The organism is Pseudomonas sp. HP_08, from assembly GCF_055284095.1.
On record NZ_JBTOQC010000023.1, the window covers coordinates 114,858 to 135,372 of the forward strand.

Annotated in this window: 22 protein-coding genes; 12 read left to right on the top strand and 10 right to left on the bottom strand. The window is 61.5% G+C overall.

What is annotated here, in order from left to right:
• Positions 1–218 precede the first annotated feature (218 nt).
• From hemA to ACYAS9_RS19375, 6 genes are all read left to right on the top strand, one after another.
• Positions 219–1,496: a glutamyl-tRNA reductase gene (gene hemA / locus ACYAS9_RS19350; RefSeq protein ID WP_463569860.1), complete on the top strand. Its 1,278-nt coding sequence runs from the start codon at positions 219–221 to the stop codon at positions 1,494–1,496.
• Positions 1,493–2,575: a peptide chain release factor 1 gene (gene prfA / locus ACYAS9_RS19355; protein WP_463569861.1), complete on the top strand. Its 1,083-nt coding sequence runs from the start codon at positions 1,493–1,495 to the stop codon at positions 2,573–2,575. Before hemA ends, prfA begins: the two co-directional genes overlap by 4 nt.
• A complete protein-coding gene (prmC, locus tag ACYAS9_RS19360) occupies positions 2,576–3,409 on the top strand; it encodes a peptide chain release factor N(5)-glutamine methyltransferase (protein ID WP_463569862.1) in 834 nt (277 codons plus the stop codon).
• Positions 3,410–3,420: 11 nt separating this feature from the next.
• On the top strand, positions 3,421–4,170 hold the full coding sequence (locus ACYAS9_RS19365; protein WP_463570215.1) for a molybdopterin-synthase adenylyltransferase MoeB: 750 nt from the start codon (positions 3,421–3,423) through the stop codon (positions 4,168–4,170).
• Positions 4,171–4,174: 4 nt separating this feature from the next.
• Positions 4,175–4,990, top strand: a complete 816-nt coding sequence (gene murI, locus ACYAS9_RS19370; protein WP_463569863.1) for a glutamate racemase — start codon at positions 4,175–4,177, stop codon at positions 4,988–4,990.
• A gap of 119 nt (positions 4,991–5,109) precedes the next feature.
• Positions 5,110–5,628, top strand: a complete 519-nt coding sequence (locus tag ACYAS9_RS19375) for an acyloxyacyl hydrolase (protein WP_463569864.1) — start codon at positions 5,110–5,112, stop codon at positions 5,626–5,628.
• Positions 5,629–5,630: 2 nt separating this feature from the next.
• On the opposite strand, the gene phrB is transcribed toward ACYAS9_RS19375, so the two are convergent.
• The 5 genes from phrB to ACYAS9_RS19400 all read right to left on the bottom strand — a co-directional run bounded on the left by phrB (position 5,631) and on the right by ACYAS9_RS19400 (position 10,294).
• Positions 5,631–7,061, bottom strand: coding sequence for a deoxyribodipyrimidine photo-lyase (gene phrB / locus ACYAS9_RS19380; protein ID WP_463569865.1), 1,431 nt, complete (start codon positions 7,059–7,061; stop codon positions 5,631–5,633).
• Positions 7,062–7,085: 24 nt separating this feature from the next.
• Positions 7,086–8,024 carry a MerR family transcriptional regulator gene (locus tag ACYAS9_RS19385; RefSeq protein WP_463569866.1) on the bottom strand — a complete coding sequence of 313 codons (939 nt, stop codon included), beginning with the start codon at positions 8,022–8,024 and terminating at the stop codon, positions 7,086–7,088.
• A gap of 2 nt (positions 8,025–8,026) precedes the next feature.
• Complete coding sequence (locus ACYAS9_RS19390) at positions 8,027–8,989, bottom strand: YbgA family protein (protein ID WP_463569867.1); 963 nt, start codon at positions 8,987–8,989, stop codon at positions 8,027–8,029.
• Between the two features lie 106 nt (positions 8,990–9,095).
• A complete protein-coding gene (locus ACYAS9_RS19395; protein WP_463569868.1) occupies positions 9,096–9,311 on the bottom strand; it encodes a TIGR02450 family Trp-rich protein in 216 nt (71 codons plus the stop codon).
• Positions 9,308–10,294, bottom strand: a complete 987-nt coding sequence (locus ACYAS9_RS19400; protein WP_463569869.1) for an NAD(P)/FAD-dependent oxidoreductase — start codon at positions 10,292–10,294, stop codon at positions 9,308–9,310. The genes ACYAS9_RS19395 and ACYAS9_RS19400 overlap by 4 nt, the downstream gene beginning before the upstream one ends.
• 303 nt (positions 10,295–10,597) lie before the next feature.
• On the opposite strand from ACYAS9_RS19400, the gene ACYAS9_RS19405 reads away from it, so the two are divergent.
• Positions 10,598–11,500, top strand: coding sequence for a TIGR01777 family oxidoreductase (locus ACYAS9_RS19405; RefSeq protein ID WP_463569870.1), 903 nt, complete (start codon positions 10,598–10,600; stop codon positions 11,498–11,500).
• A 14-nt stretch (positions 11,501–11,514) separates the two neighbouring features.
• The gene (gene hemH, locus ACYAS9_RS19410) at positions 11,515–12,552 is read left to right on the top strand and encodes a ferrochelatase (protein ID WP_463569871.1); all 1,038 of its coding nucleotides are present in this window, start codon (positions 11,515–11,517) and stop codon (positions 12,550–12,552) included.
• Here the strand turns inward: hemH and ACYAS9_RS19415 are convergent.
• The gene (locus ACYAS9_RS19415) at positions 12,549–13,820 is read right to left on the bottom strand and encodes a uracil-xanthine permease family protein (protein ID WP_463569872.1); all 1,272 of its coding nucleotides are present in this window, start codon (positions 13,818–13,820) and stop codon (positions 12,549–12,551) included. The genes hemH and ACYAS9_RS19415 overlap by 4 nt on opposite strands.
• Positions 13,821–13,824: 4 nt before the next feature.
• Positions 13,825–14,463 carry a uracil phosphoribosyltransferase gene (gene upp, locus ACYAS9_RS19420; RefSeq protein WP_463569873.1) on the bottom strand — a complete coding sequence of 213 codons (639 nt, stop codon included), beginning with the start codon at positions 14,461–14,463 and terminating at the stop codon, positions 13,825–13,827.
• A gap of 201 nt (positions 14,464–14,664) precedes the next feature.
• On the opposite strand from upp, the gene ACYAS9_RS19425 reads away from it, so the two are divergent.
• The 3 genes from ACYAS9_RS19425 to ACYAS9_RS19435 all read left to right on the top strand — a co-directional run bounded on the left by ACYAS9_RS19425 (position 14,665) and on the right by ACYAS9_RS19435 (position 16,112).
• A complete protein-coding gene (locus ACYAS9_RS19425; RefSeq protein WP_463569874.1) occupies positions 14,665–15,222 on the top strand; it encodes a hypoxanthine-guanine phosphoribosyltransferase in 558 nt (185 codons plus the stop codon).
• A 50-nt stretch (positions 15,223–15,272) separates the two neighbouring features.
• Entirely contained in the window at positions 15,273–15,755 is a 483-nt protein-coding gene (locus tag ACYAS9_RS19430) for a hypothetical protein (RefSeq protein ID WP_463569875.1), read from the top strand.
• A gap of 66 nt (positions 15,756–15,821) precedes the next feature.
• Positions 15,822–16,112: a PA4642 family protein gene (locus tag ACYAS9_RS19435; RefSeq protein WP_463569876.1), complete on the top strand. Its 291-nt coding sequence runs from the start codon at positions 15,822–15,824 to the stop codon at positions 16,110–16,112.
• Between the two features lie 8 nt (positions 16,113–16,120).
• On the opposite strand, the gene ACYAS9_RS19440 is transcribed toward ACYAS9_RS19435, so the two are convergent.
• The gene (locus ACYAS9_RS19440) at positions 16,121–16,954 is read right to left on the bottom strand and encodes an amino acid ABC transporter permease (protein WP_463569877.1); all 834 of its coding nucleotides are present in this window, start codon (positions 16,952–16,954) and stop codon (positions 16,121–16,123) included.
• Positions 16,951–17,772 carry an ABC transporter substrate-binding protein gene (locus tag ACYAS9_RS19445; protein ID WP_463569878.1) on the bottom strand — a complete coding sequence of 274 codons (822 nt, stop codon included), beginning with the start codon at positions 17,770–17,772 and terminating at the stop codon, positions 16,951–16,953. The genes ACYAS9_RS19440 and ACYAS9_RS19445 overlap by 4 nt, the downstream gene beginning before the upstream one ends.
• A gap of 110 nt (positions 17,773–17,882) precedes the next feature.
• On the opposite strand from ACYAS9_RS19445, the gene ACYAS9_RS19450 reads away from it, so the two are divergent.
• On the top strand, positions 17,883–18,779 hold the full coding sequence (locus ACYAS9_RS19450) for a homocysteine S-methyltransferase family protein (protein ID WP_463569879.1): 897 nt from the start codon (positions 17,883–17,885) through the stop codon (positions 18,777–18,779).
• 91 nt (positions 18,780–18,870) lie between these two features.
• On the opposite strand, the gene mqo is transcribed toward ACYAS9_RS19450, so the two are convergent.
• The gene (gene mqo / locus ACYAS9_RS19455; protein WP_463569880.1) at positions 18,871–20,382 is read right to left on the bottom strand and encodes a malate dehydrogenase (quinone); all 1,512 of its coding nucleotides are present in this window, start codon (positions 20,380–20,382) and stop codon (positions 18,871–18,873) included.
• Between the last annotated feature and the right edge of the window lie 133 nt (positions 20,383–20,515).

Genomic DNA, 20,515 nt, shown 5'->3' on the forward strand with positions numbered 1-20,515 from the left:
AGGAGCGGCTACCTGCGGTTTGGAGCATCATGACACAAGGCTGTCGGCAAAACCCACAGCCACCTGAAAATCTGCTGGCGGCCCGGCATGCGGCGTTGCGCGTGCCATCAGGTGTGCCATCCAGCCCCGATTCTAGTGGGACAATAATATGCGGTGGTTGTTCTAAGTCTATCGAAGTAGGACAATTGCCGGCTTCACGTCACCACCAGCGACCCTGAATGGCCTTCCTTGCACTTGGTATCAACCATAAGACTGCCTCGGTAGACGTCCGCGAGCGCGTGGCTTTTACGCCCGAGCAGTTGGTTGAGGCCCTGCAACAGCTTTGCCGCCTGACCCACAGCCGGGAAGCGGCAATCCTGTCGACCTGCAACCGCAGCGAGTTGTACATCGAACACGAACACCTGGCGCCCGAGGCGATCCTCGCCTGGCTGGCCAACTACCACCAGCTTAGCCTCGATGAGCTGCGCGCCAGTGCTTATGTGCATGAAGATGACGCTGCGGTGCGGCACATGATGCGGGTCGCCTCCGGGCTCGACTCGCTGGTGCTCGGCGAGCCGCAGATTCTCGGCCAGATGAAGTCGGCCTATGCCGTGGCCCGCGAGGCTGGCACCGTCGGGCCATTGCTGGGCCGCTTGTTTCAGGCGACCTTCAGTTCTGCCAAGCAGGTGCGTACCGATACCGCCATTGGCGAGAACCCGGTGTCGGTGGCGTTTGCCGCCGTGAGCCTGGCCAAACAGATTTTCAGCGACCTGCAACGCAGCCAGGCGCTGCTGATCGGCGCCGGCGAAACCATCACCCTGGTGGCGCGGCACCTGCACGATCTGGGCGTCAAGCGTATCGTGGTTGCCAACCGGACTCTGGAGCGCGCCAGTATCCTGGCCGCCGAGTTCGGTGCCCATGCGGTATTGCTGTCGGATATTCCGGCGGAGCTGGTCAACAGCGATATCGTTATCAGCTCGACCGCCAGCCAGTTGCCGATTCTGGGCAAGGGCGCGGTAGAAAGCGCGTTGAAGCTGCGCAAGCACAAGCCGATCTTTATGGTCGACATCGCTGTACCGCGCGATATCGAGTCTGAAGTCGGTGAGCTGGACGACGTTTACCTGTACACCGTCGATGACTTGCACGAAGTGGTCGCCGAAAACCTCAAGTCGCGCCAGGGCGCCGCACTGGCGGCCGAGGCGCTGGTCGAGGTCGGTGCCGGGGAATTCATGTTGCGCCTGCGCGAGCTGGCGGCGGTGGATGTGCTCAAGGCCTATCGGCAACAGAGCGAACGGCTGCGCGACGACGAGTTGAGCAAGGCTCAGCGCCTGCTCGCCAACGGCGCCAATGCCGAGGACGTGCTGGTGCAGCTCGCGCGTGGCCTGACCAACAAATTGCTGCATGCTCCCAGTGTGCAGCTCAAGAAACTGTCTGCCGAGGGCCGCGTCGATGCGCTGGCCATGGCCCAGGAACTATTTGCCCTCGGTGAGGGCTCGACGGATAAACCCCCGCAATGAAAGCTTCACTGCTCAATAAGCTGGATGTGCTCAGCGACCGTTTCGAGGAACTGACCGCGCTGCTGGGCGACGCGGAGGTGATCAGCGACCAGACGAAATTTCGTGCCTACTCGCGCGAATACGCCGAGGTCGAGCCGGTTATCGAGGTCTACAAGCAACGCGTCAAGGTGCAGGCGGACCTTGAGGGCGCCCAGGCGCTGCTCAAGGACAACGACCCGGACATGCGCGAGATGGCTGTCGAGGAAGTCCGCGAAGCCAGGCAACAGTTGCAGGTGATCGAAGCCAACCTGCAACGCATGCTGCTGCCCAAGGACCCCAACGACGGTCGCAACGTATTTCTTGAGATCCGCGCCGGCACCGGCGGTGACGAGGCGGCGATTTTTTCCGGCGACCTGTTCCGCATGTACTCGCGTTATGCCGAGCGGCGTGGCTGGCGCGTTGAAGTGCTGTCGGAGAACGAAGGCGAGCACGGCGGCTATAAAGAGATCATTGCCCGGGTCGAGGGCGACAGCGTCTACGGCAAACTCAAGTTCGAGTCCGGTGCGCACCGTGTTCAGCGCGTGCCGGAAACCGAATCCCAGGGGCGCGTCCACACCTCGGCCTGCACCGTTGCGGTGCTGCCCGAGCCCGATGAGCAGCAGGCCATCGAGATCAACCCGGCCGACCTGCGCGTCGACACCTATCGTGCGTCGGGTGCCGGTGGTCAGCACATCAACAAGACCGATTCGGCGATCCGCATCACGCACTTGCCCACCGGCATCGTTGTGGAGTGCCAGGAAGAGCGTTCGCAACACAAGAACCGTGCCCGGGCAATGTCCTGGTTGTCTGCCAAACTCAACGACATACAGACCAGTGCAGCGGCCAATGCCATTGCCACCGAGCGCAAGCTGCTGGTGGGCTCGGGCGACCGCTCCGAGCGCATTCGTACCTATAACTACTCCCAAGGGCGAGTGACGGATCACCGCATCAATCTGACCTTGTATTCGCTCGATGAAGTTTTGAGCGGTGGAGTCGATGCAGTGATAGAACCGCTGCTGTCCGAATATCAGGCAGACCAACTTGCGGCACTGGGTGAATAAATGACCATCATCGCCAGCCTGTTAAGAAGTGCTGAACTTCCCGATTCACCGACCGCGCGTCTGGATGCCGAACTGTTGCTGGCCGCCGCGCTGGGCAAGCCGCGCAGCTTTCTGCACACCTGGCCCGAGCGCATCGTCAGTACCGAGGCGGCCGTGGCCTTCTCCGGTTACCTGGCGCGTCGCCGCCTGGGCGAGCCGGTGGCGTACATTCTCGGCCAGCAGGGTTTCTGGAAGCTTGATCTGGAAGTGGCGCCGCATACGCTGATCCCGCGGCCGGAAACCGAAATGCTGGTAGAAGCGGCCCTGGAGCAGGTGCCGACATTTGCCAGCGCGCGGATTCTGGACCTGGGCACCGGCAGTGGCGCCATCGCCCTGGCCCTGGCCCATGAGAGGCAAGCCTGGCAGGTCACCGCCGTCGACCGTGTGCCGGAAGCGGTGGCGCTGGCCGAGCGTAATCGCCAGCGGCTGCGCCTGGACAATGCCCGTGTCGTGCAAAGCCACTGGTTTGAAGCGCTGGCCGGTGAACGTTTCGACCTGATCCTGAGCAACCCGCCGTACATCGCTGACAGCGATCCGCACCTGAGCGAAGGCGATGTGCGCTTCGAGCCCAGCAGTGCGCTGGTCGCGGGCAGCGATGGTCTGGACGATCTGCGCAATATCATCGAGCAGGCGCCGGGCTATCTGAATGCCGGCGGCTGGTTGATGCTTGAACACGGTTACGACCAGGGCGCGGCGGTGCGCGAACTGCTGTTGCAGCATGGCTATGAACGCATCCAGACGCGCCGCGATCTGGGCGATCACGAGCGCATCACCTTCGGCAGCCTGCCGTGCTGACGGATGCAGGCCTGAGTGATGAAGAGCTGCTGCGCTACAGCCGGCAGATTCTGGTGCAACACGTCGATATCGACGGTCAGTTGCGCCTCAAGGCCAGCCGCGTATTGATCGTCGGTTTAGGCGGGCTGGGTTCGCCGGTGGCGCTGTATCTGGCCGCTGCGGGCGTCGGTGAGTTGCACCTGGCCGACTTCGACAGCGTCGACCTGACCAACCTGCAACGCCAGATCGTCCACGACAGCCACAGCGTCGGCCTGTCCAAGGTCGATTCGGCGATGACGCGGCTGACGGCACTCAATCCCGAAGTCCGGCTGGTGGCGCATCGGCAGGCGCTGGATGCCGATTCCCTGGCGGCTGCGGTGGCCGGGGTCGATCTGGTGCTCGACTGCTGCGACAACTTTTCGACCCGCGAGGCAGTCAACGCCGCGTGCGTTGCAGCGCGCAAGCCTCTGGTCAGCGGCGCGGCGATTCGCCTGGAAGGGCAGTTGTCGGTGTTCGATTCGCGCAATGCGCAAAGCCCTTGCTACCACTGTCTTTACGGGCATGGCAGCGATGAAGAACTGACCTGCAGCGAAGCCGGCGTGGTCGGCCCGCTGGTGGGCCTGGTCGGCAGCCTGCAAGCCCTTGAAGCGCTCAAGTTGCTGGCCGGATTCGGTGAGCCCATGGTCGGTCGTCTGCTGTTGATCGATGCGCTGGGCAGCCGTTTTCGCGAACTGAAAGTACGCCGTGATCCGGCTTGTGCAGTGTGTGGCGGAGTGTCCTGAATTCATGACCGACGTGCAGATGAGCCATGGCCGCGAGGCGCCGGTGGCCGTGTTCGACTCCGGTGTCGGCGGGCTGTCGGTGCTGGACGAGATTCGCCAGCTGCTGCCTGCCGAATCGCTGTGCTATCTGTCCGATGGCGGGCATGTGCCTTACGGCGAAAAGACCCCGCAATTCATCGTCCAGCGTTGCATGACGATTGCCGGCTTCTTTCATGCCCAGGGCGCTAAGGCGCTGGTACTGGCGTGCAACACGGCAACGGCGGCGGCCGCGGCGCCATTGCGCGAGCGTTATCCCGACTGGCCGATCGTGGCCATGGAGCCTGCGGTCAAACCGGCAGCCGAGGCGACGCGCAGCGGTGTGGTCGGCGTGCTGGCCACCACCGGCACCTTGCAGAGCGCGCGCTTTGCCGCCTTGCTCGACCGTTTTGCCAACGATGTGCGGGTGGTCACTCAGCCGTGCCCGGGGCTGGTCGAACTGATCGAAACCGGCGACCTGCACAGCGCGGCCATCCGGCAACTGTTGCAAGGCTATGTCGAACCCTTGCTGGCTCAAGGCTGTGACACGCTGATTCTGGGCTGTACGCACTATCCCTTCCTCAAGCCGCTGCTGCGTCAGATGGTGCCCGACAGCGTGACGCTGATCGACACCGGAAGAGCGGTTGCCCGGCAATTGCAGCGTTTATTGACGCAACGCGAACTGGCCGCTTATGGCCCTGCGCGTGAAACCGTGTTCTGGACCAGTGGCGATTCGGACAATTTCAGAAAAATCCTACCTGTCCTATGGAAAAAATCCCACGCTGTGCGAAGCTTCGATTTGTAAAAAAAGTGTGAAATCCTCGTTACAACGCTGAACTAATGTTCTGTAACGGATTTCTATAAACAGGTCTGAAAAAAGCTTCGAAAAAACTACAACGGCGTGATTAGCACAGGATGTTTCTGATGAAACGACTTTTTTGTGTGGCTGCACTTGTGGCTGCAACGATGGGGCAAATTGCTGTAGCACAAGCCGACGGCGTCGAGTTTTCGGTCGGTCAAACCAGTGACTCGACCATGACGTATCGTCTGGGTGTTCAATTTGATTGGGACAAGAGCTGGCTGCAAAGCGACGTGGGGCGTCTGACCGGTTACTGGGATGCGGCGTACACCTTCTGGGAAGGTGACAAGACTTCCAGCAACCACAGCCTGTCGTTCTCGCCGGTTCTGGTGTACGAGTTCGCGGGCGACAGTGTGAAACCTTACATTGAAGCAGGCATCGGTGTTTCGGCGTTTGCCAACACCCAGCTTGAGAGCAACAACCTGGGCAGCTCTTTCAACTTCGAAGACCGCATCGGCTTTGGCCTGCGCTTCAAGGGCGGCCACGAAGTGGGCATTCGCGCTACCCACTACTCCAACGCCGGCATCAAGCAGCCGAACGATGGCGCCGAAAGCTTCGCCCTGCACTACAAGATGCCGTTCTAAAATCAAGTCGAGCCGCGCTTTGGCAGGTTTTTGAAAGCCTCCAGTGCCCTTGCGCGGCTTGCGCTCAGATCGACGATAGGCTTCGGATAGCCGTCCACCCCGAACAACCCGCCGCTCGCTGCCGGGTCGTGCACTTCTTTTTTATTCAACCCCGCCAGTTCCGGCAGCCACTGTTTGATAAAGCGGCCTTCGGGATCAAATCGTTGCGACTGTGATAACGGATTGAAGATGCGGAAGTACGGCACCGAGTCCGTGCCGGTCGAAGAACTCCACTGCCAGCCACCATTGTTGGCCGCCAGATCGCCGTCGATCAGGTGGCGCATGAAAAAGCGCTCGCCTTCGCGCCAGTCGATCAGCAGGTTTTTGGTCAGAAACATCGCAACGACCATGCGCAGGCGGTTGTGCATCCAGCCGGTTTCGAGCAGTTGGCGCATGGCGGCATCGATGATCGGCAGCCCGGTGCGGGCCTCTTGCCAGGCTTGCAAGTCTTTGGGCGCATTGCGCCAGGGCAGGGCTTCGGTTTCGCTACGGAAGGCCCGGTGCATCGAAACCCGTGGGTAGCCGACCAGAATGTGTTTGTAGAATTCGCGCCACAGCAGCTCGTTGATCCAGGTCACGCTGCCGGTGTTGCCGCTGTCGAACTCACCCTGATTACTGTTCAGTGCGGCATGCAGGCACTGGCGCGGCGAAATCACCCCGGCGGCCAGATACGCGGACAACTGACTGGTGCCCGGCTTGGCCGGAAAGTCGCGCTCGCTTTCGTAATAGTGAATCTGCTCGTCGCTGAACGCATCCAGACGCTTTTTCGCCTCGGCCTCACCGGCAGGCCACAACGCGCGCAGTGCTTCATTGGGTGTATCGAAGCCTTTGACGGTGGCCGGTATCGGATCGCTCTTGATCGACAGCGGCTGTTGCGCGCTGTGCAGACGATGCGGGTGCGGCGTTGCCGTGTGCAGGCGTGAATAGCAGACCTTGCGAAACTGGCTGTACACCTGAAAGTACTGGTCGCTTTTGGTCAGGATGCTGCCCGGCGGGAACAGCAACTGGTCCAGATGGCTGTGCCAGCTGATGCCGGCTTTTTCCAGTGCCTGCTGCACGGCCTGGTCACGACGGGTTTCGTTGACGCCGTATTCTTCGTTGACGTGCAACGCTTCGACTTTCAATTCCTGGCACAGCGCGCCCAGCACCTTGGGCGCCTTGTCCCAGGTGTCGGCTTCACGGATCAGCAGCGGCACATTGAGCTTGCCCAAGGCTTTTTCCAGTTCAGCCAGGTTGCGCAGCCAGAAGTCGACTTTGCACGCGGCATCGTCATGGCGCTGCCATTGCGTCGGGCTGAGCAGAAAGACCGCCACGGTCGGACCTTTGCCGAGGGCGGCATTGAGAGCGGTGTTGTCGTGAACGCGCAAATCGCTGCGCAGCCAAAGCAATTGCATGGGCAGTTCCAGTTTTCAGATGAGTCAGATAAGCCCGAGTCTGTTCAGCTCGCTGTGCGCTTCAAGCGGGTCGCGGGTCAGGCTCAGGTTGGCAATCGCGTCGGTGCTGGCGGGCAATTCGTCCTGGTGGATAACCACCGCCGGGCCGCTGATCACGATCGGGCAATGGATATTGCTCAACAGTTTCGGCAACTGGCCAAGGTTCAGGGCCTTGCTGGAATACAGCAGCACCGCTCGCGGGGCGAGGTATTCGGCTGCCAGCGCCAGTTCACCCACCGGCAGCGGCCCGTCGAAGACTTCGACCGGGCAATCGGCGCTGCTGATCAGCCAGGCCGCCAGCCACAGATGAGGTTCCAGCGGCAGGTCCGACTGATTGACCAGCAACAGCGGCGGGCCGCTGAGCTGGCGGTTGTTGTGATAGATCCGGGCGCCGAATTTGCTGCGCAGCCAGGAGTGGAAAAACATCCGCTCCATCTGGCTGCCGAACGGGTTCTGCCAGCGCTGTTCCAGATCGGCCAGCAGCGGCATCAACAACTGCTCGCACAGGGTTCGCGGCGGATACAGGGCCATGGCCTGATTGAACAGGTCGTCGACCCGTCGCTCGGCCAGCCCGGCGATGGCGTGCAGGAGTGCCTGACGCAAGGTGTCCCAGTCATTGCCGGAAGGCAGCGTGATGACACTGTCGTTGTCCAGCAAGGCCTTGACCTGGCTGACCGAAACGCCGCGGTTGAGCCAGGTGAGGATTTTCATGACCCGCTGCACATGGTCGTCGGAATACAGCCGATGACCCTTGGCGGTGCGGTGCGGGACAATCAGCCCGTAACGACGCTCCCAGGCGCGCAGCGTCACGGCATTGACACCGGTCTGGCGGGCGACTTCACGGATTGGCAGCCAGCCGTCCGGCAAGGGGCAGGCGGCAGCGGGGTCCTGTGTGTCAGGTTCCTGGAGGGGGGCTGGTTTCATGGTCAGATCGCATTTCGCAGGCTAAGAGGTTCCGGGTGCGGCTGCAGGTAAACCTGCAGGGCAACATACGGGTCCGGGTGATGACGGAAGTGATGCTTGAGCAAGGTCAGCGGTACGACCAGCGGCACGATACCCTGACGGTACTGGGTAATCAGCCCCTGCAGTTCCTGTTTATCGTCGCGGCTCAGGGTCTGCTTGAGATAGCCGCTCAGGTGCTGCAACACGTTGGTGTGCCCGCGCCGTGTGGCGCATTTTTTCAGGGCTTGCATCAACTGGCTGAAATACTGCGCAGCAATGTCGTTCGGGTCGCTACGGCCCATGCTGCCGAGGAGTTTGCCCAAGGCGTGGTATTGAACCACATCACTGGCCATGACCTGGTACTTGTAGCGCGAATGAAAGTCGGTGAGGGCGCGGCGGCTGATGCCGGCCTTGAGCAGTCGCTGCCAGGCCGCGTAGGCATAGACGCGGGTGATGAAGTTTTCACGCAATACCGGGTCATTGAGCCGGCCATCTTCCTCGACCGGCAAGTCCGGGTGGCGTGCGCAGAATGCCTGGGCATAGATACCACGACCGCCGCCATCGAAAGGTGCGCCGTTTTCGCGGTACACCTTGACCCGCTCCAGGCCACACGAAGGCGACTTCTGCATGAAGATGTAGCCACTGATATCGCTCATCGTATCAGCCATGTGCTCGCCGTAATCGGCCAGCGCCTGGGTGACGTCCAGCTCGGGATGCACGGTGCCGACGGCTTGCGGCTTGTCGATGTCGCCTACCAGCCGGATCGGCTCGCGGGGCACGCCCATGCCGATGGCGACCTCCGGGCAGGCGGGGATGAAATCGAAATAGGTGTCCAGCGCCTGAGTGCACAGGTCGGACTGCTTGTGGCCGCCATTGAAACGGACCTCGACACCCATCAGGCAGGCGCTGACGCCCAGTTTAGGTTTATCGATCACAGACTGGAACATTGCACACCTCGACTCATGAACTTGTACAGAAGACCTGCTTTGTACAATTGAAGTTCATGATAGATGCGAGGTTGTACAAGTCAAATTCTTTGTACAAGGTTTTTGGTCATTGCCAGCCCATGCGCCAGTGCTCGGCATCCTGCAAGACTTGCCAGGGCAGGCGTTGATTGCGCCCGGTCAGCACGGCCTGCAATTCGATTTCCAGCACCGTGCCTTCTTCGTCGCGAAACAGCTCGGTCACCAGAAAGTGCTTTTCACGGTTCTGCGGGGCTGCCGCTGTCCATTTCGACAGCAGCAGCTTGCGTGGGTTGAGCCGATTCAACGGATGTGTTCAAGCAGGCGGCGGGCGGCTTGCTGGCCGCTGAGCCAGGCGCCTTCGACCCGGCCCGACAGGCACCAGTCGCCGCACGCGTAAATACCCAGGTCGGCGTCGGACAGCACGCCCCATTCATGTGCGCCGGCGGGACGGGCGTAGAGCCAGCGGTGGGCGAGGCTGAACACCGGGGCCGGCATGCTGCAGTCGAGCAGTTCGGCAAAGGCGCCATGCAGGTGTTCGATCACCGTTTCCTTGGGCATGTCGACATGCTCGCGGCTCCAGGTGCTGGTGGCGTGCAATATCCAGGTGTCGAGGTCACCGTCGCGTCCGGGTTTGCTGCGGTTGCAGGCCAGCCAGTCGAGCGGGCTGTCCTGCACGAAGCAACCTTGCATCGAGGTCTGCAACGGCGTGCTGAACGCCAGCGCCACCGCCCAGGTCGGGTCCATCTTGACGCCGGCGGCCACGGCGGCCAGTTTCGGTGCTGCGGCCAGCAAGGCTGTGGCCTGCGGTGCCGGAGTGGCGACGATCACATGACTGAAGGGCCCGTGATTCTGGCCATCGGCGTCTTGCAGGTGCCAGTGTTCGGCGCCACGAAAGACATCGGTGATGCGGCAGGAAAAGGTCACGGGCAGATCACCGAGCATCGCCCGGGTGATGGCGCTCATGCCGGGCGTACCGACATAGCGAACCTGTTCGTCCGGCGAAGGGCTGAGCCGGCCACCATGGAAGTTGTACAGCGAAGGGGTCCATTCGGCGACCCAGCCACTGGCTTGCCATTGATTGACGGCGGCCACGAAACGACGGTCGCGGGCAGTGAAATACTGCGCGCCCATGTCCAGAGAGCCTGCGTCGCTGCGCTTGCTGGACATGCGTCCGCCGCTGCCGCGGCTCTTGTCGAAAAGGTGTACGGCGTGCCCGGCAGTGGTGAGCGCCTGGGCGGCGGAGAGTCCGGCGATACCGGTACCGATGATTGCGATGGGTACAGTCATAGGGGCCTCGTTACCTTGTCTGCACAGACTACGCCGTCCTTAAAACCTGTACAATCTTGTTCTTTGGTATAGGTTGCAGTCGTTCACATTTCGGCAGTGACGAGGGCTCTGCAACTCGTACGGTCCATGACGGTCAGTCTGTAGCTAATAGACAATGGGCCAACTACCCGGTTCGGGCAGTAAAGCTCCAAATCTTTTCAGGTGTGGCCTATGTTTCAGCTAAGGCTCTCGCTTGATGAATAAGCACAACCTGCAAGAAATAGACTACTCAATGGCCGCGAACGCCACTTAAGGATACCTGCCATGCACATCTTGCTGACCGGCGGTACAGGTTTGATCGGTAAAGCACTTTGCCAGTTCTGGCAGGCCCAAGGGCACCAGCTGACGGTCTTGAGCCGCCATCCCGAGCAGGTCCCGCGACGGTGCGGTGAGCAGGTGCGCGGCATCGTTCAACTGCAGGAACTGGACGGCCAGACGGTCGATGCCGTGGTCAACCTGGCCGGTGCGCCGATTGCCGATCGGCCCTGGACCCGCAAGCGCCGCCTGCTGTTGTGGGAAAGCCGCATTCACCTGACCGAGCAAGTGCTGGCCTGGATCGAACGCCAGCCGCAGCGGCCGCAGGTTTTGCTGTCGGGCTCGGCGGTGGGTTGGTACGGCGACGGTGGCGAGCGTGAGCTGGACGAGACTGCCCAGCCGGTCAAGGAAGACTTTGCCAGCCACCTGTGCCTGGCCTGGGAAGAAACCGCCCAGCGCGCCGAGGCATTGGGTGTGCGCGTGGTGCTGTTGCGCACCGGTCTTGTGGTGTCGGGCCAGGGCGGTATGGTTCAGCGCCTGCTGCCGCCGTTCAAGCTGGGCCTGGGTGGACCGATCGGCAACGGTCGGCAATGGATGCCCTGGGTACACATCGACGATCAGGTTGGCGCCATCGACTTTCTCCTCAACCACAGCGATGCGCGCGGTCCTTATAATCTGTGTGCGCCCGCGCCGGTGCGTAACCGCGAATTCGCCAAGACTCTGGGCGGCGTGTTGAATCGCCCGGCGTTCATGCCCATGCCGGGGCTGGCGCTGCGCATTCTGCTCGGCGAGATGTCCGGGCTGCTGCTCGGCGGCCAGCGTGCGCGGCCGACCCGTCTGCAAGAGGCCGGCTACACCTTCCGTTTTACCCAATTGCACGACGCCCTGCGTAACGTGCTGGACCCTCACTGAAAATAGGATCTTGCATGACCGATCATGCGCTGTTGCTGATCAATCTGGGCTCGCCCGCGTCCACCAGCGTCGCGGACGTGCGCCGCTACCTCAATCAGTTTCTGATGGACCCGTATGTCATTGACCTGCCATGGCCGGTGCGGCGTTTGCTGGTGTCGCTGATCCTGATCAAGCGGCCCGAACAGTCGGCGCATGCCTATGCCTCGATCTGGTGGGACGAGGGCTCGCCGCTGGTCGAACTCAGCCGCCGTTTGCAGACGCAAATGCGCAACCAGTGGACGCAGGGGCCGGTAGAGCTGGCCATGCGTTATGGCCAGCCGTCCATCGAGTCGGTGTTGCAGCGCCTGGCCGGGCAGGGCATTCGCAAGGTCACGCTGGCGCCGTTGTACCCACAGTTTGCCGACAGCACGGTGACCACCGTGATCGAGGAGGCCAAGCGGGTGGTGCGTGAGCACAAGCTGGACATGCAGTTCTCTGTGGTCCAGCCGTTCTATGACCAGCCTGAGTACCTCGATGCGCTGGTGCAGAGCGTGCGCCCGCACCTTGAGCAGCCTTATGACCATCTGCTGCTGAGCTTTCACGGTTTGCCGGAGCGGCACCTGCGCAAGCTCGACCCGACCGGCAACTTCTGCTTTCAGGACAACGAGTGCTGCCTCAAGGCGCCGCCCGAAGTGCTTGCCACCTGCTACCGCGCACAGTGCATCCAGTCGGCAGCCGCCTTCGCCAAGTTGATCGGTATTCCCGAGGGCAAGTGGTCGGTGTCGTTCCAGTCACGGCTGGGCAGGGCCAAGTGGATCGAACCCTACACCGAGCAGCGCCTCGAAGAGCTGGCCGCCCAGGGCGTCAAACGCCTGTTGGTGATGTGCCCGGCGTTTGTCGCCGATTGCATCGAGACGCTGGAGGAGATCGGCGATCGCGGTGCTGAACAGTTCAAGGAGGCCGGCGGTGATGAACTGGTGCTGGTGCCGTGCCTGAATGACGATCCCAACTGGGCAGCGGCGCTCAATATCCTGTGTGAGCGCGCGCCAGCCCTGGAACAACGCCGGTCTTAAACGTCGTTTCCTTGCTTGTGCTTCCAGCCGTCATTGCCCGGCAGAATCAGGTTCAGGGCAATGGCGGTGATCGCACACAGGGCGATGCCCTTGAGGCCGAAATCATCGGGCCCGGTGCCGCTGCCGATCAACACACCGCCGATCCCGAACACCAGCGTGACCGAGACGATCACCAGGTTGCGCGCTTCGTTCAGGTCGACCTTGTGGCGGATCATGGTGTTCAGGCCCACCGCTGCGATGGAGCCGAACAGCAGGCACAGAATGCCGCCCATGACCGGCACCGGAATGCTTTGCAGCAGCGCGCCGAATTTGCCGACGAACGCCAGGCTGATGGCGAAGATCGACGCCCAGGTCATGATTTTCGGGTTGTAGTTCTTGGTCAGCATCACCGCACCGGTCACTTCGGCATAGGTGGTGTTGGGCGGGCCGCCAAACAGGCCGGCAGTGGTGGTGGCGATACCGTCGCCCAATAGCGTGCGGTGCAAGCCAGGCTTTTTCAGATAATCACGGCCCGTCACGCTGCCGACCGCAATCACCCCGCCGATGTGCTCGATGGCCGGTGCCAGCGCCACCGGAACGATGAACAGAATCGCCTGCCAGTTGAATTCCGGTGCCGTGAAATGCGGCATCGCCAGCCACGGCGCGGCGGCGATTTTGGCGGTGTCGACCACACCGAACCAGAACGCCATGGCAAAGCCCACCAGCACGCCGGAAATGATCGGCACCAGTTTGAAGATGCCGCGGCCGAACACCGCCACGATCAGGGTGGTCAGCAGCGCCGGCATGGAGATCCACATGGCGGTCTGGTAAGGGATCAACTCGGCGCCGTCGCCGGACTTGCCCATCGCCATGTTCGCTGCAATCGGCGCCATGGCCAGGCCGATGGAAATCACCACCGGACCGATGACCACCGGCGGCAGCAAGCGATCAATGAAACCGGTGCCTTTGATCTTCACCGCAAGACCCAGGAAGGTGTAGACAAAGCCCGCCGCCATCACGCCGCCCATGGTGGCGGCCAGGCCGAACTGGCCCTTGGCAAGAATGATCGGGGTGATAAAGGCAAAGCTTGAAGCCAGGAACACCGGCACCTGACGCCCGGTGACCAGCTGGAACAACAAGGTGCCCAGGCCAGCGGTAAACAGCGCGACGTTGGGATCAAGCCCGGTAATCAGCGGCATCAATACCAGCGCGCCGAAGGCCACGAACAGCATCTGCGCCCCTGACAGCACCGTGCGCCACAGAGGATCATTGAACTCGTCGGGCTTCATTTATTCAGGCGTCCTTCTGCTTGGTGCCGAAAATCTTGTCGCCGGCATCGCCCAGGCCCGGAATGATGTAACCGTGTTCGTTCAAGCGCTCGTCGATCGAGGCGGTGTATACCAGCACGTCCGGGTGCGCCTTTTCGACGGCGGCAATGCCCTCGGGGGCGGCGACCAGCACCATGGCGCGAATCTCACGGCAACCGGCTTTCTTCAGCAGGTCGATGGTGGCGACCATGGAACTGCCGGTGGCCAGCATCGGGTCGATGATCATCGCCAGACGCTCGTTGATTTCCGGCACCAGCTTTTCCAGGTAAGTGTGCGCTTGAAGGGTTTCTTCGTTGCGCGCCACGCCCACGGCGCTGACCTTGGCGCCCGGAATCAGGCTGAGCACGCCGTCGAGCATGCCGATGCCGGCGCGCAGGATCGGCACCACGGTGATTTTCTTGCCGGCGATTTTCTCGACCTGCACGGTGCCGGCCCAGCCCTGGATATCGTAGTTTTCCAGCGGCAGATCGGCGGTGGCTTCATAGGTGAGCAGGGCGCCGACTTCCTGAGCCAGCTCGCGGAAATTCTTGGTGCTGATATCGGCACGGCGCATCAGGCCGAGTTTGTGGCGAATCAACGGGTGGCGGATTTCACGGACAGGCATGGCAATGCTCCTGGGGGCGGGCAAAAAAACGGCCTAGATTAATCGATTGTGCGGTTACTGTCTTACTGCACATGACGTATTGTCTGACTTCATTCGAAGCCAAATCGCAAGGCTCTGGCAACGTTAGCCCATATCCGCTTGCCCTGAATGCAGCGGATGCGTACCTTTGCGCGTTTTTCCCCACGCCATCTGGAGCGATCAATGTCTGCTGATCTCGAGCATATCCGTCAAATCATGCGCGAGGCTGACTGCCTGTACACCGAAGCCGAAGTCGAGGCGGCCATCGCCCGCGTCGGCGCGCAGATCAATGCCACGCTGGCCGACCGCAATCCTGTGGTGTTTTGTGTGATGAACGGCGGCCTGATCTTTTCCGGCAAGCTGCTGACCCACCTGAGTTTCCCGCTGGAAGCGTCCTACCTGCACGCCACTCGCTATCGCAACGAAACCAGCGGCGGCGAGCTGTTCTGGAAGGCCAAGCCTGAAGTGTCGTTCATCGACCGCGATGTGTTGATCATCGACGACATCCTCGACGAAGGTCACACCCTGGGCGCGATCATCGACTTCTGCCGGCATGCCGGCGCCCGCGCGGTACACACCGCCGTGTTGATCGACAAGGACCACAACCGCAAGGCGCGTCCGGACCTGAAAGCCGATTTCGTCGGCCTGCCGTGCATCGACCGGTTTATTTTCGGTTACGGCATGGACTACAAAGGGTACTGGCGTAACGCCGCCGGCATCTTTGCTGTAAAAGGAATGTAATACCTGCGGCACTCATGGCGGCAGGTTCAGGGAATGGTCTAGAGGTGTTGATGAAGTCATTGATGATACCCGGCGCCCTGGCGCTGGCCATGCTGGCAGACGCGGCCCTGGCCGCACCGATGCATGAGCAATACCTGCCGCCGGACGACCAGAGCCTGCGCGTCGGCGCGCCGGAGCAACAGCAATTGCTGCTGGTGACCGAGTACTCGGTGGTGGTCGGCAACCAGCGGCCGTCCAACCAGCAGCCGATTCCGGTGACCTCGCCGCTGTCGATCCTGCTCAAGGGCAAGCCGCTGAACAAGGGCGCCACCGTGGTGCAGGTGCAGATCCACTTCGACGGCGCGGACAGCAAGAGCCTGAAAAAGCCTGGTTACGACGATGCCAGCCGGACCCTGACGCTGTACTACCCGCAGTCGCATTACCCGGTGCTGGTCGACCTGCTGCGCAATGAAAAGGTCTACTGCCAGTTCCTGACCTACGCCAACGGCCACGTCTGGGCCGACCTGCACACGGCCAGTTCAAAGCCGCGTTGAGCTGGCTGAATACTGGCGATAAACTGCCCGACCTTGATGAGTGACCGCGACCCGCTGGAGTCCGTAATGCGTAAAGACAAGAAACAGATCATTGGCGACGAAATCGGCGACGATCAGATCAAACTGTTCCTGGAATTCGAGCCGGTTGATGCGACTTCGCCGTCGCTGCACAAACTGATCAAGGCCTATCGTGGCCTGCGGATCGACGATTTCGAGCGCTTCCTGGGATTCTTCCGTGAAGCCGGCTATGACCTCGATGGCCAGGACGAGAAAGGCAGCACCTTTGTCGACCTGATCAAGGATCAGCGCAATGCCGAGGAATACATCGAATTGATCGACCAGGCCCGCAAGGCCTGATCGATGTGCTACTGACGCGGCTGATACGCCTTGCCGTAATGCCGCTCCATTCGTGCCTGGAGCAATTCCAGGCCGATCGACATGATCCAGTACAGCACCGCGGCGGTGGTCAGCATCTCGATATAGCGATAGCTGGACCGCCCATACGATTGCGCCAGAAACATCACTTCCCAGACCCCCATCACTGAAATCAACGACGAGTCCTTGAGCATCGAGATGAATTGATTGGTGGTCGGCGGAATGATCGTGCGCATCGCTTGCGGCAGGGTCACCAGCCAGAACACCTGCACCGGGCGCAGGGCCATGGCCATGGCGGCTTCCCGTTGTCCGGCGGCGACGCTGATTATGCCGGCGCGGAAGATCTCGCTCAGGTAGGCGCCGTAGTTCAGCGACAGGGCGATGATGCCGGCGACGATGGCGCCCGGCACCACGCCGATCTGCGGCAGGCCCAGGTAGATCAGCAGGATCTGGATCAACAGCGGCGTGCCCCGAAAGAACGAGGCATAGAAGCTGGCAATACCAAACGCCACCGCGCTGCGCGACAGCCGCGCCAGCGCTGCCACAAAGCCCAGCAACACCGACACCGCGATCGAACACACGCAGACAAACAGCGTCAGCGCCGCGCCTTGCAGAAAACCGTTGGGCGCCAGACTCAGGCCCACCAGATTCGGCAGCTTGTCGAGGATGATCGAGAACTTCAGGTCGAAGCTCAGGAAGAACCCGGCAAACAGGGCGAACATCGCCGCCCAGGTCAGGTACAGGCGGGTCCGAAAGTTGAACACGCGCTTGAGCAGGCTGGCCTTGGCGGGCTCAGGTGGACGTTGTGAAGGAGTGCCGGTCATTTGCTGATGTCGGCGCCGATCCACTTCTGCGACAGCTTGCTCAGTGTGCCGTCCTTCTTCAGCTCTTCGAAGACCTCGCGCACCTTGGCGTTCCACTCGGCATCGCCTTTCTCGACGGTGACAAAGTTCGGCTCTTCATACAGTGCAGCGCCGGCCAGCTTGAAGCGTTTGTCCTGATCCAGGCGTGGCTGCGCGGTGACCAGGTTGGTCAGCACCGCATCCAGACGCTTGCCGGCGCCCAGGCCCAGGTCCTGGAAGGCGACGTTGTCGTTGTCGTAAGGGGCGATCTGCACGTTTTCGAACGGGTATTCCAGCGGCTTGCCGGTAGCGCCTTCGATGACCAGGTTCTTGTTCAGGTAGCTTTCGTAGCTCGACGCGCTGGTCAGGCCGACTTTCTTGCCGCTCAGGTCCTTGGCCGACTGGATGCGGTCATCCTTGGCATTGACCACGATTACCGCAGGGGAGGCGTAATACTCGACCGGAAAGTCGAACACTTCGGCGCGCGACTGGCTCGGGGTCATCGAGCAGATGCAGATGTCGTAACGACCGCTCCAGCGGCCGGCGGCGATCACGTCCCAGGACGGGGTTTCCAGGCGCAGTTTGACGCCCAGTCTGGCGGCCACGGCCTTGGCCACATCGACGTCGAAACCGTCAAGCTGGTTCTGGTCATTGAGAAACGAGAAGGGCGGGTAGCTTTCCATCAGCACGTTGACCAGCTCTTTTTTCTCTTCCACCCTTTGCAGGGTGGCGCCCGCCAGGGCCTGGCTGGAGACTGTCAGGGCCAACAGGCCGATACCCACAAGCGTGCGTAGTTTCACGTCAGAACCTCAAAAAAACGGTTGTAGTTGGAATAAAGGGGCGTATTAAATACGTTATATAGGGCTCGATTCTAATGAGTCTTTTTCATATGTATATAAGTAGATCAAATATGACTCAGCGTTCGACAGTAATTCTTGATGGTGGAATGGGCCGTGAACTGCAGCGCAGAGGCGCGCCGTTCCGGCAACCGGAGTGGTCGGCGCTGGCGTTGACCGAAGCCCCCGAGGCGGTCATCGCCGTGCACGCGGCGTATATCGACAGCGGCGCGCAGGTGATTACCAGCAACAGTTATGCGGTGGTGCCGTTTCATATCGGCGAAGAGCGCTTTGCCCGTGAAGGTGAAGCGCTGGCCGCGACCGCAGGCCAGCTGGCGCGCCAGGCCGCCGATGCCAACGGTGCCAATGTGCTGGTGGCTGGCTCCTTGCCGCCGCTGTTCGGTTCCTATCGCCCGGATCTGTTCGACGCCGCGCATGCGAGCCAGATTCTTCAGCCGCTGGTGCGCGGCCTGAGCGAGCATGTCGACCTGTGGCTGGCCGAAACCCAGAGCAGCATTGTCGAGGCGCGGACCATTCGCGCAGGACTTCCTGCCGATGGCAAGCCGTTCTGGCTGTCGTTCACCTTGCAGGACGAAGACATCGATGAAACACCGCGCCTGCGCTCCGGCGAGCCGGTGGCCGATGCCGCCCGTGCTGCGGCTGAGCTGGGTGCAGCGACGTTGCTGTTCAATTGCAGCCAGCCTGAAGTGATCGGCGCCGCCATCGATGCCGCCCGTGCGGTGTTTGTCGAGTTGGGTGTGGAGATCGGCGTCGGTGCTTACGCCAACGCCTTCCCGCCGCAACCCAAGGACGCCACCGCCAACGACGGCCTGGACGAGCTGCGCGAAGACCTCGACCCCGAAGGCTACCAACAGTGGGCGGCCAACTGGGTTCAGCGCGGCGCTACCCATATCGGCGGCTGCTGTGGCATTGGCCCGGAACACATTGCTGTGTTGGCCAAGCGCTTGTAAGAGCGGCCTGCCGTAAAAAGAAAACCCCGTGGCTAAGTAAGCCCACGGGGTTTTTCTTTATCCGCCATTCAAGGCCTCAAGATTCAAGGCATCAAGCGATGCTTTGCGCCTCGTTGTGCGGATGCTCGACCAGGCCGAGGTTTTCGTCGCTCTGGGCACTGATGCGCTGGTACAGCTGCGCATCGGTGGCCAGGGCTTTTTCGCGGGCCGGGAAGATTTCGTCGAGCTTGGCAGCCCACTGGCCTTTGGTTTGCTCCGGGAAGCAGCGCTCGATCAGTTCCAGCATGATCGACACCGTCACCGATGCGCCAGGGGATGCGCCCAGCAGAGCGGCCAGCGAGCCGTCGGCGGCCGAGACCAGCTCGGTACCAAATTGCAGCACGCCGCCTTTCTTGGCGTCTTTCTTGATGATCTGCACACGCTGGCCGGCAATCTCCAGGCGCCAGTCTTCAGACTTGGCTTCAGGGTAGAAGCGGCGCAACGAATCCAGACGCTGTTCCATGGTCTGCCGCACTTCGCTGACCAGGTACTTGGTCAGGTCCATGTTGTCGCGGGCCACGGCCAGCATCGGCTTGATGTTACCCAGGCGCACCGAGAACGGCAGGTCGAGGAATGAACCGTGCTTGAGGAACTTGGTGGTGAAGCCGGCGAACGGTCCGAACAGCAGGGATTTCTTGCCGTCGACCACGCGGGTGTCCAGGTGCGGCACCGACATCGGCGGCGAGCCCACGGCGGCCTGGCTGTAGACCTTGGCCTGGTGGTGCTTGACCACTTCGGGGTTGTCGCAACGCAGCCACTGGCCGCTGACCGGGAAACCGCCGAAACCCTTGCTTTCTTCGATACCCGACATCTGCAACAGCGGCAGGGCCGCGCCGCCGGCACCGAGAAAGACGAAGCGGGCGTCGATGTCGCGGCTGCTGCCGCTGTTGACGTCCTTGACGGTCACAGTCCAGCCCTTGCCATTACGGGTCAGGCCGGTCACGCGCTTGCTGTACTTGACCTGCGCGTCGGGCGTGCTGGACAGGTGCTTGAGCAACTGGATGGTCAGGGCGCCGAAGTTGACGTCGGTGCCGTTGCTCATATACGTGGCCGACAGCTTTTCGTCAGGCTTGCGCCCGGACATCATCAGCGGCATCCACTCGGCCAGCTTGGCCTTGTCTTCGGTGTACTGCATGGCTGCGAAGGCATGGTGCTGGCGCAGGGTCTCGAAGCGTGCCTTGAGGAATGACATGTCCTTCTCGCCCTGCACGTAGCTCAGGTGCGGGACGGGATTGATGAATGTGCGGGTCGTTTCGAAGCTGCCCTTGCGCACCAGATACGCCCAGAATTGTTTCGAGACCTCGAACTGGGTGTTGATGTGCACGGCTTTCTTGATGTCGACGGTGCCGTCGGCCGCCTGCGGCGTGTAGTTCAGCTCGCACAGGCCGGCGTGACCGGTGCCGGCGTTGTTCCATGGGTTGGAACTCTCTGCGGCACCGGAATCCATCAGCTCGACAACTTCCAGCTTCAGGCTGGGGTCAAGCTCTTTGAGCAGTACTGCCAGGGTGGCACTCATGATGCCGGCCCCGACCAATACCACGTCGACTGCTTCGTTATGCGCCATTAACGCGTCTCCAAAATCTGCAGCACCCAATTGACGGCCTGCGATCCCGAGGCTGGATGCCAGTGTGTGGGGAGTGGATCAAGGTTGTGCCCCCACGGTAACTGGCCGGGATCGAGTGTCCGATTCTTCGCAA

What these genes read in the sequence shown, in the direction of transcription:
- ACYAS9_RS19385 (WP_463569866.1), bottom strand. Translation starts at nt 8,024, where the DNA reads ATGAAACCAGCCCCCCTCCAGGAACCTGACACACAGGACCCCGCTGCC.
- ACYAS9_RS19405 (WP_463569870.1), top strand. Translation starts at nt 10,598, where the DNA reads ATGCACATCTTGCTGACCGGCGGTACAGGTTTGATCGGTAAAGCACTT.
- prmC (WP_463569862.1), top strand. Translation starts at nt 2,576, where the DNA reads ATGACCATCATCGCCAGCCTGTTAAGAAGTGCTGAACTTCCCGATTCA.
- ACYAS9_RS19430 (WP_463569875.1), top strand. Translation starts at nt 15,273, where the DNA reads ATGAAGTCATTGATGATACCCGGCGCCCTGGCGCTGGCCATGCTGGCA.
- ACYAS9_RS19375 (WP_463569864.1), top strand. Translation starts at nt 5,110, where the DNA reads ATGAAACGACTTTTTTGTGTGGCTGCACTTGTGGCTGCAACGATGGGG.
- ACYAS9_RS19400 (WP_463569869.1), bottom strand. Translation starts at nt 10,294, where the DNA reads ATGACTGTACCCATCGCAATCATCGGTACCGGTATCGCCGGACTCTCC.
- hemH (WP_463569871.1), top strand. Translation starts at nt 11,515, where the DNA reads ATGACCGATCATGCGCTGTTGCTGATCAATCTGGGCTCGCCCGCGTCC.
- ACYAS9_RS19390 (WP_463569867.1), bottom strand. Translation starts at nt 8,989, where the DNA reads ATGTTCCAGTCTGTGATCGATAAACCTAAACTGGGCGTCAGCGCCTGC.
- murI (WP_463569863.1), top strand. Translation starts at nt 4,175, where the DNA reads ATGACCGACGTGCAGATGAGCCATGGCCGCGAGGCGCCGGTGGCCGTG.
- prfA (WP_463569861.1), top strand. Translation starts at nt 1,493, where the DNA reads ATGAAAGCTTCACTGCTCAATAAGCTGGATGTGCTCAGCGACCGTTTC.
- ACYAS9_RS19440 (WP_463569877.1), bottom strand. Translation starts at nt 16,954, where the DNA reads ATGACCGGCACTCCTTCACAACGTCCACCTGAGCCCGCCAAGGCCAGC.
- ACYAS9_RS19450 (WP_463569879.1), top strand. Translation starts at nt 17,883, where the DNA reads ATGACTCAGCGTTCGACAGTAATTCTTGATGGTGGAATGGGCCGTGAA.
- ACYAS9_RS19425 (WP_463569874.1), top strand. Translation starts at nt 14,665, where the DNA reads ATGTCTGCTGATCTCGAGCATATCCGTCAAATCATGCGCGAGGCTGAC.
- ACYAS9_RS19415 (WP_463569872.1), bottom strand. Translation starts at nt 13,820, where the DNA reads ATGAAGCCCGACGAGTTCAATGATCCTCTGTGGCGCACGGTGCTGTCA.
- hemA (WP_463569860.1), top strand. Translation starts at nt 219, where the DNA reads ATGGCCTTCCTTGCACTTGGTATCAACCATAAGACTGCCTCGGTAGAC.
- phrB (WP_463569865.1), bottom strand. Translation starts at nt 7,061, where the DNA reads ATGCAATTGCTTTGGCTGCGCAGCGATTTGCGCGTTCACGACAACACC.
- upp (WP_463569873.1), bottom strand. Translation starts at nt 14,463, where the DNA reads ATGCCTGTCCGTGAAATCCGCCACCCGTTGATTCGCCACAAACTCGGC.
- ACYAS9_RS19435 (WP_463569876.1), top strand. Translation starts at nt 15,822, where the DNA reads ATGCGTAAAGACAAGAAACAGATCATTGGCGACGAAATCGGCGACGAT.
- mqo (WP_463569880.1), bottom strand. Translation starts at nt 20,382, where the DNA reads ATGGCGCATAACGAAGCAGTCGACGTGGTATTGGTCGGGGCCGGCATC.